13 protein-coding genes are annotated in these 18,211 nt (G+C 50.0%); 6 read left to right on the forward strand and 7 right to left on the reverse strand.

Annotation, left to right across the window (positions count from 1 at the left end):
* Position 1 precedes the first annotated feature (1 nt).
* The 5 genes from PKI34_04140 (at position 2) to PKI34_04160 (ending at position 5,655) form a co-directional block, all read left to right on the forward strand.
* Positions 2 to 1,618 carry an HAD-IB family phosphatase gene (locus PKI34_04140; protein ID HNS16996.1) on the forward strand — a complete coding sequence of 539 codons (1,617 nt, stop codon included), beginning with the start codon at positions 2 to 4 and terminating at the stop codon, positions 1,616 to 1,618.
* Between the two features lie 3 nt (positions 1,619 to 1,621).
* Positions 1,622 to 2,740 (forward strand): polyprenyl synthetase family protein, encoded by a 1,119-nt coding sequence (locus tag PKI34_04145; protein ID HNS16997.1) that lies wholly within the window; start codon positions 1,622 to 1,624, stop codon positions 2,738 to 2,740.
* 18 nt (positions 2,741 to 2,758) lie between these two features.
* The gene (locus tag PKI34_04150) at positions 2,759 to 3,562 is read left to right on the forward strand and encodes an isopentenyl phosphate kinase (protein ID HNS16998.1); all 804 of its coding nucleotides are present in this window, start codon (positions 2,759 to 2,761) and stop codon (positions 3,560 to 3,562) included.
* Positions 3,563 to 3,655: 93 nt separating this feature from the next.
* Positions 3,656 to 5,005, forward strand: coding sequence for an MATE family efflux transporter (locus PKI34_04155; GenBank protein ID HNS16999.1), 1,350 nt, complete (start codon positions 3,656 to 3,658; stop codon positions 5,003 to 5,005).
* Between the two features lie 26 nt (positions 5,006 to 5,031).
* Positions 5,032 to 5,655, forward strand: a complete 624-nt coding sequence (locus PKI34_04160) for a cytidylate kinase-like family protein (GenBank protein HNS17000.1) — start codon at positions 5,032 to 5,034, stop codon at positions 5,653 to 5,655.
* Positions 5,656 to 5,663: 8 nt separating this feature from the next.
* Here the strand turns inward: PKI34_04160 and PKI34_04165 are convergent, their stop codons facing one another.
* Genes PKI34_04165 through PKI34_04185 form a run of 5 tightly spaced genes read right to left on the reverse strand, consistent with a single transcriptional unit; the run spans position 5,664 to position 14,040 of the window.
* Complete coding sequence (locus tag PKI34_04165; protein HNS17001.1) at positions 5,664 to 7,259, reverse strand: AbgT family transporter; 1,596 nt, start codon at positions 7,257 to 7,259, stop codon at positions 5,664 to 5,666.
* A 9-nt stretch (positions 7,260 to 7,268) separates the two neighbouring features.
* The gene (locus tag PKI34_04170; protein HNS17002.1) at positions 7,269 to 8,471 is read right to left on the reverse strand and encodes a PKD domain-containing protein; all 1,203 of its coding nucleotides are present in this window, start codon (positions 8,469 to 8,471) and stop codon (positions 7,269 to 7,271) included.
* A 28-nt stretch (positions 8,472 to 8,499) separates the two neighbouring features.
* Complete coding sequence (locus PKI34_04175) at positions 8,500 to 9,837, reverse strand: RagB/SusD family nutrient uptake outer membrane protein (protein HNS17003.1); 1,338 nt, start codon at positions 9,835 to 9,837, stop codon at positions 8,500 to 8,502.
* 20 nt (positions 9,838 to 9,857) lie between these two features.
* On the reverse strand, positions 9,858 to 12,767 hold the full coding sequence (locus tag PKI34_04180) for a TonB-dependent receptor (GenBank protein HNS17004.1): 2,910 nt from the start codon (positions 12,765 to 12,767) through the stop codon (positions 9,858 to 9,860).
* 22 nt (positions 12,768 to 12,789) lie between these two features.
* Positions 12,790 to 14,040, reverse strand: coding sequence for a cyanophycinase (locus PKI34_04185; GenBank protein HNS17005.1), 1,251 nt, complete (start codon positions 14,038 to 14,040; stop codon positions 12,790 to 12,792).
* Positions 14,041 to 14,188: 148 nt separating this feature from the next.
* Between PKI34_04185 and iadA the strand changes: the two genes are divergently transcribed.
* Positions 14,189 to 15,319, forward strand: coding sequence for a beta-aspartyl-peptidase (gene iadA, locus PKI34_04190; GenBank protein HNS17006.1), 1,131 nt, complete (start codon positions 14,189 to 14,191; stop codon positions 15,317 to 15,319).
* An 8-nt stretch (positions 15,320 to 15,327) separates the two neighbouring features.
* Here iadA and menC read toward each other — a convergent pair whose 3' ends face one another.
* Both menC and PKI34_04200 read right to left on the reverse strand, forming a co-directional pair.
* A complete protein-coding gene (gene menC, locus PKI34_04195; GenBank protein HNS17007.1) occupies positions 15,328 to 16,440 on the reverse strand; it encodes an o-succinylbenzoate synthase in 1,113 nt (370 codons plus the stop codon).
* Positions 16,441 to 16,480: 40 nt separating this feature from the next.
* Complete coding sequence (locus tag PKI34_04200; GenBank protein HNS17008.1) at positions 16,481 to 17,995, reverse strand: DUF2817 domain-containing protein; 1,515 nt, start codon at positions 17,993 to 17,995, stop codon at positions 16,481 to 16,483.
* Between the last annotated feature and the right edge of the window lie 216 nt (positions 17,996 to 18,211).

Genomic DNA, 18,211 nt, shown 5'->3' on the forward strand with positions numbered 1-18,211 from the left:
GATGCCCTTTAAAGCCGCATTGTTTGATGTTGATGGAACCATCGTTGACGGTAACTGCACCCGGATCTTTCTTGATTACCTGTTTGAGAAAGGCCTGATCAACCAGGCCGATTTCATATTATTTGATAAGAAGCACCAGCTGTTTTCCCGACCGGAATATGACTACCGTGCGATCATTGAGGAAGCGTTGAATCTCGTATCGGCACTTACACAAGCCGACTTTCAGGCGCAATGGAATGCATGTTACGAAGAAAAAGTCAAAAACAGGCTTAATCACCTGATTGTTAAAAAGATAAAAGAATATAAGGTTCGGGGAATCCCTGTTTTTCTTGCTTCAGGATCTCCAGTTGAACTGGTATCCCTGATTGGTACAGAACTAAATATCCCAAAAGATCATATCATCGCGACTGAACCGAACAGTTCCCATGACCAGTTTACTTCGGAACCGGTCATTCCGATTTGCTATAAAGAAGGCAAGAAGGAGAAAGTAATGAACAGGTTGAGGGCAAAAGGGATTGATCTAAAAGACACATGCTTTTTTTCAGATAATCTCGCTGACCTTGAGCTATTGTCGCTTGCCGGTCAAGGTTACTGGACCGGACCAGCTGACGTTTACACCCGGTACGCATTGACTGAAAGAGGCATTGCCCTTTGGCCTGCGATACCGATGAATGGCAGGGGCCATAAGAAAAGGTTGCCACCGCTGCCCCGTGCGCTTTTCGATTATTATACCCTTAACCGGGCACTGATTGAAGGTTCACTTTCAGAGCTTCTTCCTATAAAATGCACTCCTGAGTCAATGGATTTTCTGGTCGGAAAAGTGGATTTGACCTGGGATTTTGTAACGTTGCAGAAATATTTTTTTGATCCATTGCATGAATATGTCAAGGCCAGGGAGGTAAAGATCTTATGCCTGGGAAGCATCCTTTTTATTGAAGCAGCCGGACTCAAGGCTGATCGGTACGGATCTTTGATCGGCATAGGTGAACTTCTGGACATCTGCCAGGAAATGTTCCGGGACATCAGGGATTGGACCTCCTCCCCATATTCGGGTGACAGATCGCACCTTGACATTTCCATCATTGGAAATGTCGCTGTCGCCCTTCTGACAATGCCTGTTCACGTTTTAATTTCTGACAAGGCAGCTATAAGTGACGAAAAGCAGCTGAAGCTTCTAGAAAAATTTGTTTCCGTGGGTTTTGAGAGCATGTTTGGTAACGGCCTGGAACTCTTTCGGGAAGAGCATCCATCCGGACAGATCCCTGCTGATAATTATGACCAGATGATCTATCTGAAGAATAAAAGAATGCTGGAGATCCCGTGCATTTTATGGCTCATACTGCAGCAAAACCAACCATCCCTTTCAGTCAGGACTGCCCTTTATGCATTTATTGAGAATATGATGATGGGAATTCAGTATGGCCGGATTCTTCACTCAGGTAATCGGAAAGGGAAATCCCACCCGGCAGGTTGCCTGGAGTCTTCGCACAGAGCCATTGAATACAGGGAGAAGGCGTTTCGTGCCCTGAAAGAAGTTCCCATGAGCAGGAACTACCGGAAGCTCATCATGTCCTATTGTGATTACCTGATCGATCAGGGCAAGGATTTAATGGATTGAAACATGGAAAATCAGGAGATCAAAAGGAATAAGGAAGATTTCAGGGATTGGATGCGACCCCGTCTCAGGGATTACTATTCAGCCAGGATTGATTATCTGCGACAGTCACTGCAAGAGATCATCCCGGAGGACTTTGAAAACAGGTTGATCGATCTTCCGGATCACGGTTCAAGTTCCTTTTTCGATCCGGAAGAGATCCGTGAAGGTATGGCTAAACCAATGCGGCAATATCTTCATATCGGAGGAAAGCTTTTTCGCCCGCTTCTGACCTGTATGTTCATTGAAGGCTATGGAAAAGAACCTGATCAGTACAAGCCTGTTCTGGCTGTTTCCGAAATCATCCATTCCTGTTCACTGATCCTGGATGACATTGCCGATGCATCCCTGCTGAGAAGGGGGCAGCCGTGCTCGCACAGGATCTATGGGATCCCCAGGGCGGCAAATGCCAGCTCGGCCATGACCTTCTATGCGTATCTTCTGATACGCGATACAGGATTTCCTCTGGATAATAACATAAAATTGAAGCTGTACAAATCGCTGCTCTGGGAGCACTATATTACCAGTGTCGGTTCCGCACTGGACCTGGGGTGGGCAAAAGACCGGCGGGATGCCATCCCGGAGGATCAATACATCCAGCATATCCTTTTCAGATCAAGTTCCTATACATACCGTCATGCTGCACGTATCGGGGCCATTGCCGGTGGCGCAGACGATGATGACCTGGTTTCCATTTTCCGATACAGTTCATTGCTTGGGGTGGCCTTTCAGTTCATGGATGACATCTTGAACCTGAAACCAGCCCTGCCTTCCTGGGGTAAAACTGTTGCAGAGGACATTACCGAAGGAAAGCGATCACCTCTGGTACTGCATACATTAAAAGAGGCCTCAGGGGAGGACAGGGAACGACTTTTACAGATACTGGATGACAGGATCACCGATCCGGTGATTTTACAGGAGGGTGTTTCCATTCTTGAGAAATACGATGCCTTTGAGGTAGTTCGCCAAAAAGCGGAACACTATATCGAAAAAGCCTGTGATCATATTCAGATGACGAAAATGTCCGGGGATTACATTCAATTGTTGATTGATTTTGCTTATTACGTCATTGAACGTAAAATTTAACATAGTATCGTTTTTTGCATGCCTGGGGGATTGAAGGTCAATATCATTAAGTTCGGTGGATCCGTGATCACGGAAGAGTCCGGCGAAGATCATTTCAATGCGATAAACACGATGCGCCTGGCCGGGGAACTGTATCCGTTCCGGCGGGGATGCATCATCGTTCATGGAACAGGACATGTCGGCAAACCGCCTGCCATTCGCTATGGCTATGTACAGAGCGGAACACTACCGCCAGAAGAAAGGCTGATCGCACTGACCATTAAAGACAGGCTAAGGCTGTTGAACGGCCACTTGGTCCGGACGCTGCAGTCAGCTTCTATCCCGGCCCTTGGAATGGATATCATGAGCTATTATGATGAGCTGGCGGATCGACGTGTACAAAATGGATTCATCAGGACGCTGGGAGAATTGATCGATCGCCAGCAGGTGCCTGTTTTTTATGGTGATATGATCTGCCGGCCGGATGGCAGCTTTAAGGTGGTCTCAAGTGATTTCATTGCTTTGGTCCTTGCGAGGATTCTCCGTCCGGAGAATGTGATCTTTTTAACAGATGTTCCTGGAGTATATCAAGAAAAAGGCACCGGTGATGATCAGAAGGATAAGAAAATCATACCGTTGCTGACTCCTGCTAATATTGATTCCATGGAAAGAACGATTAATGACGGGGCAGATGTCAGCGGAGGAATGCGAAAAAAAGCGGAGATCGCCCTTGAGATATCCCGTTACTGCGCACGGTGCTTCATCGGCAGCGGTTACCAGGATCATGTTTTGGGCGATTTTTTGTCAATGAGACCTGTTATGGGGACGTTCGTAAAGGTATGAAACTGGGATGCCTTTTTACATTGCCACAATCCGGGTACAGTGATGCCATGGGATTCATTCCTGTGAGCTCCGAATAACCTATCTTTGCCCCTGATGGAGCAAAAAGGATCACCTGTCGCCCTGGGGACGGAGAATGTGTGGCGACTGCTGCTGCAGTACGCCATTCCTTCTGTAATCGCCATGACAGCATCGTCGCTGTATAATGTCATCGACAGCATGTTCATCGGGCAGGGAGTGGGGGCACTGGCCATTTCGGGACTAGCCATCACGTTTCCCCTGATGAACCTTTCCGCGGCATTTGGATCGCTGGTGGGCGTTGGCGCCTCCGCGCTCATGTCGCTGAGGCTGGGACAGAAAGACTACAGCTCGGCCAATCATATCCTGGGGAACGTTTTTGTGCTGAACCTGTTGTTAGGCATCATCTATATGATCGTCGTGCTCCTTTTTCTCGATCCGATCCTTCGCTTTTTCGGGGCCAGCAATGACACCCTGCCCTACGCCCACGATTTTATGGTGGTTCTCACCCTGGGCAATGTGATCACCCACATGTACTTCGGATTGAACGCCTTGTTGAGGGCCTCGGGGAATCCGCTGAAATCCATGTATGCCACTATCTTTTCCGTTATCATCAACTGTATCCTCGCCCCGCTCTTTATTTTTGGGCTCGGTTGGGGGATACGCGGCGCTGCCCTGGCCACCATCATTGCTCAGGCCTCAATGCTGACCTGGCAGATCCGGCTTTTCAGCGACAGGAACCGCTTCATCCATTTGCAGAAGGGCATTTTCAGGCTTAAACGCAAGATCGTGCTGGATTCTTTTTCTATCGGCATGGCACCCTTCATGATGAATGCCGTTGCCAGCGTCATTGTCATTATCATCAACCAGAGCCTGATCCGGCACGGGGGCGACCTGGCCGTGGGCGCTTACGGCATCGTCAACCGGGTGGCGACTCTTTTCGTGATGGTGGTCATCGGGCTCAACCAGGGAATGCAGCCGATCGCTGGTTACAACTTCGGAGCGAAGCAATTTGACAGGGTGAACTGTGTTTTAAGACTGACCATCTTCCTGGCAACGGGCGTGATGATGGTTGGCTTTCTGATCAGTGAGATCTTTCCCCGGACCGTTGCGTCTCTTTTTACGAACGATAAGGATCTGATCAGCCTCGCCGCGCCGGGGTTGCGGATCGTAATGGCCACCTTCCCCGTTGTTGGTTTTCAAATGGTCACATCCAACTTTTTTCAGAGTATCGGTATGGCTGGTAAGGCAATCTTTATGTCCCTTTCGCGTCAGGTGGTCTTTCTGCTGCCGTTGCTCCTGATCCTACCTCATTTCTTCGGAATGAAGGGAGTGTGGTACAGCATACCGGAGGCCGATCTCTTATCGAGCATCGTCGCAGGATTTTTACTGGCAGCCCAGTACCGGAAACTGACCAATAAGCCATAAATTTGTATTATCAATGACATCAGTATATGGATGAAAACTACGTCATAACCATTGGAAGACAGCTGGGCAGCGGTGGCCGGGAGATCGGGGAGAAACTGGCCGGACGACTCGGGATTTCATTTTACGATAAGGAGCTCATTCGTCTGGCAGCCAAGGAGAGTGGCTTGAAGGAAGAGTTTTTCGAGAAGGCTGACGAAAAAAAGCGCTACCCGGTCTTTGCAGCGTTTTTGGGTCTGCGGGGCTCGACAGCGGATGAGATCTACTCGAACTATTATTTGAGTAATGAAACGTTATTTCAGTTCCAGAGCAATGTCATCCTCGGCCTGGCTGAAAATCAATCCTGTGTGTTCGTTGGACGGTGTTCGGATTATGTTCTGAAGCAACACCCTCGCTGCCTGAACGTGTTCATCACCGCTGACCTGGATGATCGTGTAAAAAGAGTCGCTGGAATAAAAAAGGTTCCTGAGCCTAAGGCCCGGGAGATCATCGAAAAAACGGACAAAAAACGGGCAGGTTACTACAATTATTTTACCGGCAAGGTATGGGGTGACGCCGAATCCTATCATCTGTGCATCAATTCATCGGTACTGGGAACTGATCAGACCGTTGAATTCCTCAATACGTTTGTGAAGAAGAGATTTGCGGTATAATCTGGTATTCAGAATCCGTTCAATTGCCACGTCACCGTCGGGATCAGCAGCAAAAATCCCAGGATGATCAGGACCAGCATGAACGGTGCGATCCACCTGAACCATTTATCATAGGGAATCCGGGCAATGCCAAGCACCCCCATCAACACCCCGCTGGTGGGCGTGATCATGTTGGTGAACCCATCACCAAACTGGTAAGCCATCACCGTTGCCTGTCTTGAAACACCTATCAGATCGGAAAACTGCGACATGATCGGCATGGTCAGGGCGGCCTTGGCTGAGCCCGAGGGCATGATCAGGTTAATGCCCGTCTGGATGACGTACATGACACTGATGGTTCCATATTTTCCCATTTCCTTCAAGGATACCGAAACATAATGCAACAGGGTGTCGATCACGTGACCGTTCTTCAGGATGATGATGATCCCGCCCGCCAGTCCCACGATCAAAGCGGCCGAAAGAATATCACGCGATCCGTCGAGGAAATGCTTTGTAAGTGTATTGGCACCGTACCCCATGGCCAGGCCTGATGCCAGTCCCATCACAAAGAACAGGGTGGCGATCTCCATCACGTACCATTGGTATCCCATCACCCCTACAATGAGGAAGGCGATGGTGAAGATCAGCAGATTGATGATGAAAAAATGCACCGATTTCCGAAGGAAGAGTACACTGGAGACCAGAAAAAGTGCCGCCAGGATGGGAATGATAGGCAGGGTGGCGCTGGCATGCCCGACTTTCATGGTGGTTTCCGGATATAAAACCGAAAAGATGATCAGCACCAGCTGGAGTGCGCCAAACACGAACCATCCTGACCGGGGGGTGTGATACTCCACCTGGACTTCCTGGTTGCCTGTTAACTCCCGCCAGTAGGCGTCCTCCTGGTAAACGATGGACCGCTTCGGATTCTTCCTGATCTTTCTCGCGTACCAGAGAACAAAGGAGATCCCGACAAAATTGATGACCACCCAGCAGAACAGCCTGTATTCAATCCCGGAAAACAAAGGCAACTGGGAAAGACCCTGTGCGATGCCAATGGTGAACGGATTGAGCAGCGCACCTGCGAATCCCAAATGAGCTGCCACATAACACATACACGCTCCCGTGATGGAATCATACCCCATCCGGATGGCCAGGGGAATAAAAATAATCGTAAAGGCGATGGTCTCCTCACTCATGCCGAAGACTGCACCAAATATGCTGAAGATCAGCATTAAAAGTACAATGATGATATTGTCAATCCCAAGTCTTCGGATCAGGCGGTTCTTCTCCAGTTTTTTCGTATGGCGCAGAAAGGTATGAATGCCGATATCGATCGCTTTGGTCTGGTTCATGATCCAGAAGGCTCCGCCGATGAGCAGAATGAAGACAATGATATCCGCCTTATCCACAAAACCGTCAAAAAGTGCCGAAAAGATCTGCCAGGTCTGTGGTGAGTTGCCGATGTAATGGAAACTTTCGCTTCTGACCACTTCACGGTCCACACCGTTGACCTGGATGGTTTCCCGCTCAAAAGCCCCGCCGGGAACGACCCAGGTCAGGACACCGGCCAGCACAATCACAAAAAATACAATGACATACGTATGCGGAAACTTTTTTTTCATGGTTATTCTTTAGAGCTTGATCCACGCAACTTCCATCGAATGAGGGCTCACCCCAGTGAGCCAGTCTTCCGGCTGCGAGCCGTCAAGGTTGGAGCGCACAATTTTACCATCCAGGGCTGAGTTAGAAACTTTGTATCCCCAGAAAAGTTTCTGACGCGAATGGTCTATTGTCACACCCCAGGTTGCCTTTGATCCGGTTTCACCTATTTTTGACAGGGCTGTTCCGTCAAGGTTGCACATATAAATGCCGCCTTCAATGGGAGGTTCGTCGGAGGGATACAAAGCCATATAGACTTTGCTGGTCGTAAAATCAACTTCGATTGCACAACCGTCCACGTCTTCGATCACCTCCGTGAGTCCCGAACCATCCAAATTTACCGTAAAGAATCCTCCCGTAAAATCCGCTTTGTCATTCACCAGGTAAATTTTTCGTGAGATGGGATCGATTTGCATGTCGATTGGAAATTCAGGAGGTTGACCGCCGGTATTGATATATTCTTCCGGATCGGTCCCGTCAAGGTTGCACCGGTAGATCCCGCCGGTACGACCCCAGTAGAGTTTATTTTCAAATACGAACATCCCTTCCGGATCCCCCACGATCTCCTGTCCCGCTACATTCTTATCCAGGATCTTGACAGGATTTTTGCCATCGGCGCTGAACTGAAAGATCACACCGGAGGAGAAGTCGGCAACATAGACTTTGCCGTGGGCAGTGTCGGCGGCAAATCCATAGGGTCGTGTCAGATCCATATCCAGTACCTCAAAATCCTGAACAACCGGACTGTCATCGGTCATGATCACCATATGGCCAATGCTTTCCTGGCCCCGGGTCGTATAATAAAATACCTGGGTGAAGCCCGCAAGCGGATCTTTTACATTGACTACCAGCGTTTTCTTTAACATATTATAATAAACATCGTTTACAGGTGTGCAGGTAAGCGTAACGGAATACAATCCTGGTTCATCGTATTGAATCGTTGGACTGGTTTCGTTGGAAGTTTGCCCGTTCCCGAAATCCCAGGAGTATCCTTCCGCATTCAGTGAAAGATTGGTGAATAAAGCTTCACAGGGGGCGTACCCATTATTGGACAACTGAAATTCAAAGTTCGCGATGGTACTCGCTGCAGGTGTATCCAGGTCCCACTCATTGCATCCTGTCAGAAAAAGGAATGTCGTCAGGACAAGGGTAATATAGGACAGATTTCTTTTCATGGGAGTAATATTTATTGTTTAATGATGATCAATAGCCGGGATTTTGGTTCATATCGGTATTCGTCTGCATTTCACTCAGCGGAATGGGAAACAGCGTAAATTTTTCGTCGATTCCAAGGATGACCGTCGCCGTTTTTGTCCGCACCAGGTCGCTCCAGCGCAGGCATTCGAAAGCTAATTCGTGACGGCGCTCATATTGGATGGCCAGTTTAAGTGCGTTGTGATCTTCTGCCACAGTGGGAGGGAGTCCTGCCCGGGCCCGGATGACATTGATATCGTTCTGTATGGTCTGGATGTTACCGTTGCTAAAGGCCAGGGCTTCTGCCCTGATCAGGTACATTTCAGCGAGGCGAAGTACATACACCCGGTCGGTGCCGGCCGTAACATCCCTGTATTTATACCCGTAGGGCAGATGGTCAGGATCGTAAGCGATCGTGGCATTGAATCTCAGGGTGTCGTCGGCTTCCCAGCTATTGAGGAATTCAGTCTGGGGAGATACCTCATATCGGCCCAGGAGGCTGCGCGGGTAAAAATATTGTGCCAGAACGTTCCTGTTCTGTGCATCAAAGATCACCTCGAAAATGGATTCAGTCGCATTGCCGGTGAACAGATCGCCAAAGGCCGGTGCAAGGGCGTACCCTCCTTCATTGATCACTTTTTCTGCTTTTGCTACAGCCAGCTGGGCGAGTGCAGGATCATTCTTCAGGTGAAGCTGGGTGAGGTAGACTCTGGCCAGCAAGGCTGCCGCACTGAACGAACTGGCTCTTCCCGGTGTGCTGGAGGAAGGCAGTTTGAGTTCAGCCTGCAGCAGATCATCGATGATCTGTGCATACACTTCATCCACCGGATTGCGGGCCTGGTTGATCGTTGCAAGGTCCAGCGTCGGCAGGGTTTTCAGCGGTACACCGCCGAACAGGCTGACCAGGTTGAAATGGCACAATGCCCTCAGAAACAGGGCCTCGCCTTCATACGTATCGCGCTCCGCCGGAGTGAGGTCACCGATATCGGGGATGCGGTAGATCACGTTGTTGACGCGGTTGATGCAGTCATAAGCCGATGACCAGATCCCGTCGACAAGGGTGTTGTCAGCGGGGATCTGGTTGTTGTCGATCTGCCCGTAACTCTGTGTGGTACCGCTCCATTTCAGGTTATCAGCCGCAAGGTCCTCCACAATGACCAGGTAACGGCCATAACTTCCCGTTTGCTGGAGGGCGTTATAGGCACCGGTAACGGCGCGATTGACACCGGTTTTGTCTTTTATGGCCTCGGTATCCGAAATGGCATCCGTTGGCTCGATATCCAGAAGATCATTGCACGAGCCAAGAACCAGTGCCCCGGCGATCAGAAAATATGTTATTTTTTTCATTGGATCTAAGTATATAAGAATTAAAAACCGATGTTGAATCCGAATAGGACCTGGCGACACTGCGGGTAAGTAAAGAAGTCGGTACCCTGTATGATGCTGCTCGAACCACCATAATAATCAACCTCCGGGTCCATTCCCAAATAGTTGGTGAAGGTGAACAGGTTCTGAACGGTGGCGTATACTCTGGCTGACTTCATGCCCACTTTCCGGATCCGGTCGGGGTTGAAAGTGTAACTGAGTGTCACATTCTTGATCCTGAGGTAACTGCCGTCTTCGATGAAGCGTGAGGAAAGATAGGTGTCGCCAACCCGTGGAAAATCAGTGATATCGCCTGGTTTTTTCCAGCGGTCGATCATTCGTTTGGTCTGGTTATCTTCTCCCGTACCTGATTCGAGGTAGATGAACGTACCGTTAAAGATCTCCCTCCCCTGGACCCAGTGCAGGAAAACGGAAAGCTCCAGGGATCGATAACGGAAAACGTTAGTGAATCCCATAATGAAATCCGGGTTCGGATCCCCTGTCTTGGTCCGGTCATCGGCGGTCAGCATCCCGTCGCCGCTGATGTCTTCATACACCAGGTTCCCAGTGGTGGGATCGACGCCAAGGCAGTTGTAACCGTAGAAAATGCCAATGGGTTCACCGACCTCAACCCGGTTGCCTCCGCGACCCAGATCATCAATGGGCTGGTCTTCGTACAGACTCAGGACCTTATTGCGGTTCAGTGAGAAATTAAGTGAAGAGTTCCAGGTAAATTCCCTGTCAATGTTAACCGTATTCAACAGGAGTTCGACCCCTTTGTTTTCCATGGTGCCGATGTTGGATGAAATGGAATAGTATCCGGATGAAGCCGGGATGGGCCTTGCCAGCAACAAATCGCTGGTATGGTTGTAATAGAGATCGGCAGTCAGGTTGACCCTGCTCTCCGCAACTGAAATATCAAGACCAATGCCTGTCTGGGAGGTGGTTTCCCATTTCAGATCAGGATTGGGAAGCTGAACTGGCGCGGTACCTGAGTTTCCTCCATAATTGTAACCTCCACCGTAAAGACCCAGGGAAGCGAAATCAGAAATCCCATCGTTGCCGGTGATCCCATAGCTGGCCCTGAGCTTCAGTTCGTTGATAAAGGATACGCCCTTGATGAAAGGTTCCTCTGACATTCGCCAGGCAAAGGATGCGGCAGGGAAATATCCGTAGTGGTTGTTTTTTCCGAATTTAGAAGAACCATCGGCACGTGCGGAAAGTGAGAAAATGTATTTGTACTTGTAATTATACCGGAATTGTCCGAAATAGGAGTTTAAAAAGCGGTTCAGCGCAGAAGAAGAGGCTGCACGGATAGTTCCAGCCGACTCTATGTACTGGAACTGTTCATTCGGGAAATCGATCGCTTCAATATAGGTGTCTCGGTAGTTGTATTTTTCAAAACTGTAGCCAACCAGCGCGTCAAAGTTGTGGATGTCATTTTTGCTTTTAATATACTGGAGCACGTTATTGGAAACAAGGTTGCTGACATAGCTCGTGGCTTCGATACCCAGCCCGTTGTACTTGGCGCCCTGTCTGACGGTGATCGGATCGTATTCGTGCTCGCGAAGGTTCAATAAATCGGCGCCGAATTTGGACGTAAACATAAATCCATTCAGAAATTTATATTCCAGATATACATTTCCATTGGTACGGTTTGTATAAGCTTTGTTTACCGTTTCGTTGGCAATGGCGACCGGGTTTGCATAGGGGCCTGATTCGTCGTAGTTTCCTTCCGCGTCGTACACCGGGAAAATGGCAGGAATGGACATGGCATTCGGCAGAGGACCGTAAAGTGTCTGATCACCTTCAACCCGCGAATTATCCGAATAGGATACCGAGGCGCCCCCTCCGATCATCAGGTTGGGAACGATCTTGTAATCAACATTCAAGCGTCCGTTGTAGCGCTTGTAGTCGGTACCCTTTACAGCTCCGACCTGGGAATACTGGTTGCCGGATATGAACATCCTTAGTTTATCGTTACCGCTGCTGACCGACAACTCTGTATTGGAAGCCGGCCCTGCCTGGAGGATCTCGCTCATCCAGTCGGTATCAATTCCCTGTACATCCGTTCCCTTGTATTCATTCCACTCCGCAGCATTCATCATCGGTATGAGCCGCTCCTCGGGAATGGTCTGCCATCCGTAATAGAAATTCAGGTTCACATCGGTTCGGTCCCTGTTCCCTTTTTTTGTGGTGATCAGGATGACACCGTTGGATGCCCGTGCACCGTAGATCGCAGCGGCAGAAGCATCTTTCAGAACGGTGACTGACTCGATGTCGTTGGGATTGATGTCGGTCATGGCGTTGGTTTCCTGGCCCAGGTAACTGATCTGTGCGTACTCCCCCGTAATGACCGGTATGCCGTCGATGACCATCAGGGGCTGGTTGCTGGCATTGATCGAACTGCCGCCGCGGAGCTTGATCGATGACTGGGCCCCCGGAGTTCCTGAACTCAGGTTGACCGTCAGGCCTGCCACCTGGCCCTGCAACACCCCGTCGATCGTCTTCAGGGGTATGTTGTCGATCTCCTGTTCATTAACCAGATCAATCGAGCTGGAGATCAGCTTCTTACTGGAAGTGCTGTACCCAACTACCACCACTTCGCCCAGGGAGATCTCTGCATCACTCAAAGTGACATTGATCTGCCTTTTTCCATCAACAGGAATTTCCAGTGTCTGCATCCCGATAAAGGAAAAGATCAGCACCCCGTCAGCAGGAGCCTGCATGGAATAATTTCCGTTGATGTCGGAAATGGTCCCTTTGGAACTGCCTTTCACCACGACATTGACACCGGGTATCGGTTTGCCGTCGGACGCCGATGTCACCTTACCGCTCACCGGTATGTCTTGTGCACTCAGTGTTTTAAGTAACAAGGTGAACAAAAGGAATAAAACGTACTGTTTTTTCATAGAAATGATCATTGGTTTGTTTTCAATTTTTCAGTGGCATGATACTGACCCTGACCGGAGCGATATCCAAGCGCACGTTGGCTACGGTGTACCTTTCGGTACCGTACGGCTGTTCGGCGTAAAATCCTACACTTTCAGGATTTTTGCTCAGCGTAACCTGGAATCCTGAGCGGTCATCGTAAAAGGTGATGTTGCGAACCGAATCGCTTCCTTTGTTATCCATCAGGTTGATGGTGAGCAAGTCACGGAATGTTTCGGAGTAACCTGACAGGATCCCTGCCTGACCGGGATTGGGTATGTTGTGGTATTCGTTGCCACGGGTGGGTTTCTTGCCATCGGCAGGGGTGATCATCCCGGTAGTGCAGTCATAGACGTCACCTTCTTCCAGATAGCTGACCGACAGGTTCTCAATGTTCGGAAGGCCCTGTACGTAGGAAATGGTGGCATCTGCCCGGTTGATGATCGTAACACCTCCGGTGCCTGCCACGTTGATCAGATTTTTGCTGCTGCTATAGATCAACGCCGTATTTTCGTCAATGCCGAAACCATGGATGTGTCCGTAAGTTTCATCCATCAGGGCCACGACAAGCCGCCCGAATCGGGCGCGCGCACCAAAATGCTGATCGATGATTCCGTTTGGAAAAAAACCGAGCCCTTTCAGCAGGAGGACACCGCCTCCGTCAGGAAAATCATTCCCCTGGTAATCCGTGATCACACCCCGGGTCAAGGCTGCCAGGCTGTTGCCTCCTCCAATCATCGTTTCGCTCATGATCGCAGCCCCGGCACTGGTTCCGCCCACAACTCCCCCCGAACGGTACACCTCCCATACGGCTTCCAGGACCCTGCTGTTGCTTCCGTCCGGTCTGACCAGCGTTTTTACGGTCCGTGACTGATCCCCGCCGGAAAACCATACGGCGCTGCACTGCCCGACAAGGCCGGCCAGGGCGGGATCATCCCCGTTATCCTTCCATTCCGATTCATCCACCGTTGCGGTGCTGTCATCATCCATCAGGGCAATGTTGATCAGATGGATGTGTTCCGGATGAACCCCGTAAGAGATCAATATATTCCGAAAACTGACATAGGATTGCACAGGTGCCCCGCTGGCGGAAGGAATGATGGCGAAGGTTCCTTGCCCGGCACCACCGGCAAATCCAATGAACTGATCATAAATGCTTTTATTGCCATCCTCGAGCCCTCCTCCAACGATCACCAGGTTACCCAATGGTTGTGTCTGGCTCACAGCCTGGAATAAAAGTGATATTCCTGCCATGATGAACAATATTTTTGTTTTTGACATTGCCTGAACTTAAATAAAGATGATGTTGATCTTAATACTGGGCTAAAATAGGAATTTGGAAAGAAAAAATGATGGTGCACTGCTGTTTTTTTAACAAATTTGTTGATCAAAATAAATCCCGATGTTCACATTGTTCAAAAATGCACAGGTTTACAGTACTGCATATCTTGGTATAAAAGACCTCCTTACTGGCGGCAGATCAATTCTGGCCTTGTCGGATCATCTTGAAATGCCTCCCGGCCATCAGGTACGAGTGGTTGATTGCACCGGATGCTGGCTTGTACCAGGTTTGATCGATTCCCATGTCCATATAACAGGAGGAGGAGGGGAAGGTGGACCTGCCAGCCGGATGCCGGAGCTGCAAGTGGAAATGATGCTGGATGCCGGGGTGACCACCGTGATCGGGTGCCTGGGAACGGACGGGGTCACACGGACCGTGGAAAGTGTGTTGATGAAGGTGAAAACGCTGAGGGAGCAAGGCGTGTCGGCCTGGATGTACACCGGAGCCTACCAGGTGCCTCCGCCCACCATCACCGGGGATGTCATGCGGGATATCATCCTTTTCGAGGAGATCATCGGTGTCGGGGAACTGGCGATCTCCGATCACCGGTCATCGGTCCCTTCAATAGGAGAACTTGCCCGAATTGCTGCGCAGGCCCGGGTGGCTGGAATGATTGGAGGGAAAGCCGGCATTGTGAACCTGCACATGGGCGATGCAAGGGATCCTTTCCGGCCCGTTCACGAGGTGATAAAACAGAGTCAGCTGGGATATAAACAGTTCGTCCCTACACACTGCAACCGTAATCACTATATTTTCGAGGATGCGAAAGTCTACGGCAAAAAGGGTTATGTCGACATAACCACCAGTTCGTACCCGTATTATCCGGATGAGGAAATCAAACCGTCAACCGCATTGAAGCTTCTTTTGGAAAGCGGGGTGCCATTGGGCCATATCACCTTTACCTCGGATGCCTGCGGCTCCCTGCCGGGATTCGATCCCGAGACCGGAAAGCTGGTCAAACTGGAGATGGGACTGCCTTCGTCCAACCTGCGTGAGGTAAGGGATGCAGTGCAGATGGAAAAGATCCCGCTGGAACAGGCTCTGCAGCCTGTCACCTCGAACCCGGCCGACATCCTGAAACTGCCGCGAAAAGGATTCATCCGGCAAGGGTATGATGCGGATCTGCTGTTGTTGAATCAGGAATTTGAGATCGTTAAGCTGATGGCCAACGGAAAAATGCTGGTCGGCTGACCCGATGCTCAGCTTTTTTTCCAGGCCCCCATTCTGACCGTAACGCTGTCGAGGCTTTTCATCTTTACTTCAACTCCGATGCCCGGATGAACAGGCACATCCATGGTTCCGTCGCTGTTCACGAAAAAGGCGGGCTCCACGATATCCTCCTTGTAATACCGGCTGCTGGCGGAGATATCTCCGGGCAGTGTGAAATTTGGGAGAGAGGCCAGTGCAACATTTCCTGCCCTGCCAATGCCTGATTCCAGCATGCCGCCGTGCCATACGGGGATACCCCTGGAAGCACAGTAGTCATGAATGAGGATCGACTCCGTGAAACCACCCACACGACCTGGTTTGATATTGATCACCCTGCAACTGTCGAGTTCAATGGCTGCCCTGGTATCATCCAGTGAATGAATACTTTCATCGAGACAGATGGGTGTCTCCAACTCGCGCTGGAGCTTTGAGTGGTCATAGATGTCATCGTAACCCAGCGGTTGCTCGATCAGCAGAAGATGGTAGCCGTCCATTTTTTTGAACAGGGTGGTATCCTCAAGCGTATAGGCCGAATTGGCATCCACCTGCAGCATCAGATCCGGAAACTCTTTCCTCAGTGCTTCCACAAATTGCAGGTCGAAACCCGGGGCAATCTTGATCTTGATCCGCTTGTATCCCTCGCGAAGATATTCCTCCACTTTCCCGATGAGGCCCGCAACCGAAGGCTGGATCCCAATGCTCACGCCCACGTCAATCTTTTTCCGGGTTCCTCCCAGCATCTGTGACAGGGATTTGTTGGCAGCTTTGGCCAGCGCATCCCACAGGGCAGCTTCCAACCCTGCTTTTGCCATCATGTGCCCGCGGACTTTCGCATATGCGTTGATGGCGTCACCCACCTGGACAATGTCTTTACCCAGCACTGACGGGATCAGAAAATCTTTCAGGATGTGCCACGCAGTATCCACCGTTTCGTAAGAGTAGAATGGCGTGCCCTCGGCGACACTCTCTCCCCATCCGGTTATCCCTTCGGCATCAACCCTGACAATGATATGTTCTTCATCGTACTCGGTTCCCATGGAGGTCACGAACGGACTTACAAGAACCAGTTTGACATGGCGCAGCTCTATTCTTTCAATACGCATAATGGCGGTTTTATCATGTGAAACAATCAGGTTACAGTCCTTATTTCTTTATTACCCGCAGTACAGGGTAATTCTTTCCGGATTGCATAAGATGTGCATACTTCTCGTACGTCGCCAGCCCCAGCATGGATCTGGGTTCCAGCGCCAGGACGATCAGGTTGCCTTTCAGCTGGTTGGCGGGAATGAAATAATAGTTCCCGGGTGTTGTTACCCCGCTGGTTTCCATCCCTGAAACCTGGGGATTGATGATGATATCCCCTTCAAAATCGATCGAGTCGATCGCTGTAATAAAATACTGTTCGGTCAGAAAACTCCCCTTTGCTTTGAGCGAAACTATTTTAAGCGACTGGCGCCTGGCCCAGCCGACAAGTTCGTCTGATCCTTTCGGGATCAGGTATCCGTAAGGCCTTGAAACATCATGGATTGATCTGACGACGGGGCGATAGTCCACAACGGTAACCGTCGTATCCGTTTTCGAGTGGTAGGAATAAAGTGAGATGACAAGCTGCCTTCCGTCGCTGACATGTTCCGATTGGATGGATACGAGCTGTCCGGCAGTCCCCTTCAGCAGTTTTCCCCTTTCAGAAGCAACGAGATCTTTGATTTTATCAGAATGCACATAAGCGAATTCAAGCATTCCGCGCATGCCAGCCATCTGTCCTTCTGCCCTGTGGTGGAGGTTTGCCAGGTTGCTGTCTTCGCCATTCATTCCCTCCTGGATGAAGGAAAAAGTGTTCTGGATGCCGGGCCATTGACGTCCGTCGTTGATATCGAATGTACTGTGCCGGATATAGGCAATTTCCGGTGGGCCACCCGGGCAATAGACGAAGGAGGAGAAATTCCTTTCATTCAGGTAATGAAAGATATAGGGAAGGTAATCATCGTTCGAAAATCCCCTGATTCGTTCAGAGATGTTCGGGTTAGTGACCGCGCCGACCGTGATGTCGAAATTCTTTCTGTATCCGTATTTTTCCCATTCCCCTCCGTATGGGTAATATTCGTGAACATCCAGGGTCACCTCAAACAGGTACCTGTCGAAAAGAGCGTGCAGGGCCCTTGTTTCCGGCTCAGTAACGATCAGGTGGTTGCGGTTCAGATCCATATTGTTCCCGTTGCGACGCTGGTTGAGTTCGGATCCGTCAGGATTGACCTGTGGGATCAGTGCAAGATCCATCCTGTCGAAGAGGTATCTGTTCTCCGGTTTGAGCAGTTCCGCTGCCAGCAGCAACGCCCCCTCCTTGCCGGATTGCTCGTTGCCGTGTTGCTGGGCAAAGATCAGCACCCTGATCTTTGATTGGTCCTTACCGAACCGGGAGGAGGAATACATCAGTGCATAAAGGTTCCTTCCTTTCACGGATTGCCCGATGACCTCCACGTTCAGTAAATCCGAATGATCATCGAGCAGATGAATGAAGGATGAGAGCTCATCGCAGGAAGTCACCTGATTGAAACCGTCCTTTAAGGCAGGAGGGATCAGATCCTGGGAAAACAGGGTCACGGAAAAGGTGAAGCACAGAAGGTATGCAATGGCTCTGATTGGATTTGTTGGTTTCAAGGAATGTTGTTTAATAAAAGAAATGGAGCATTAAAAGTAGAGAAAATTGGGATATGTCTCATATTGAAATTAAAGGATTTGGAATTTGGCTTTCATCAGGTTCCTGCTTTCGCAGGAATGACGGTTCCTGCTTTCGCAGGAATGACGGTTCCTTATGGGGAGGAATGAGTGGGCGAGCGTCATCCCTGCGCAAGCAGGGATCCGGCCCTGTAAATT

Source organism: Bacteroidales bacterium (assembly GCA_035342335.1).
GTDB lineage: Bacteria > Bacteroidota > Bacteroidia > Bacteroidales > JAGONC01 > JAGONC01.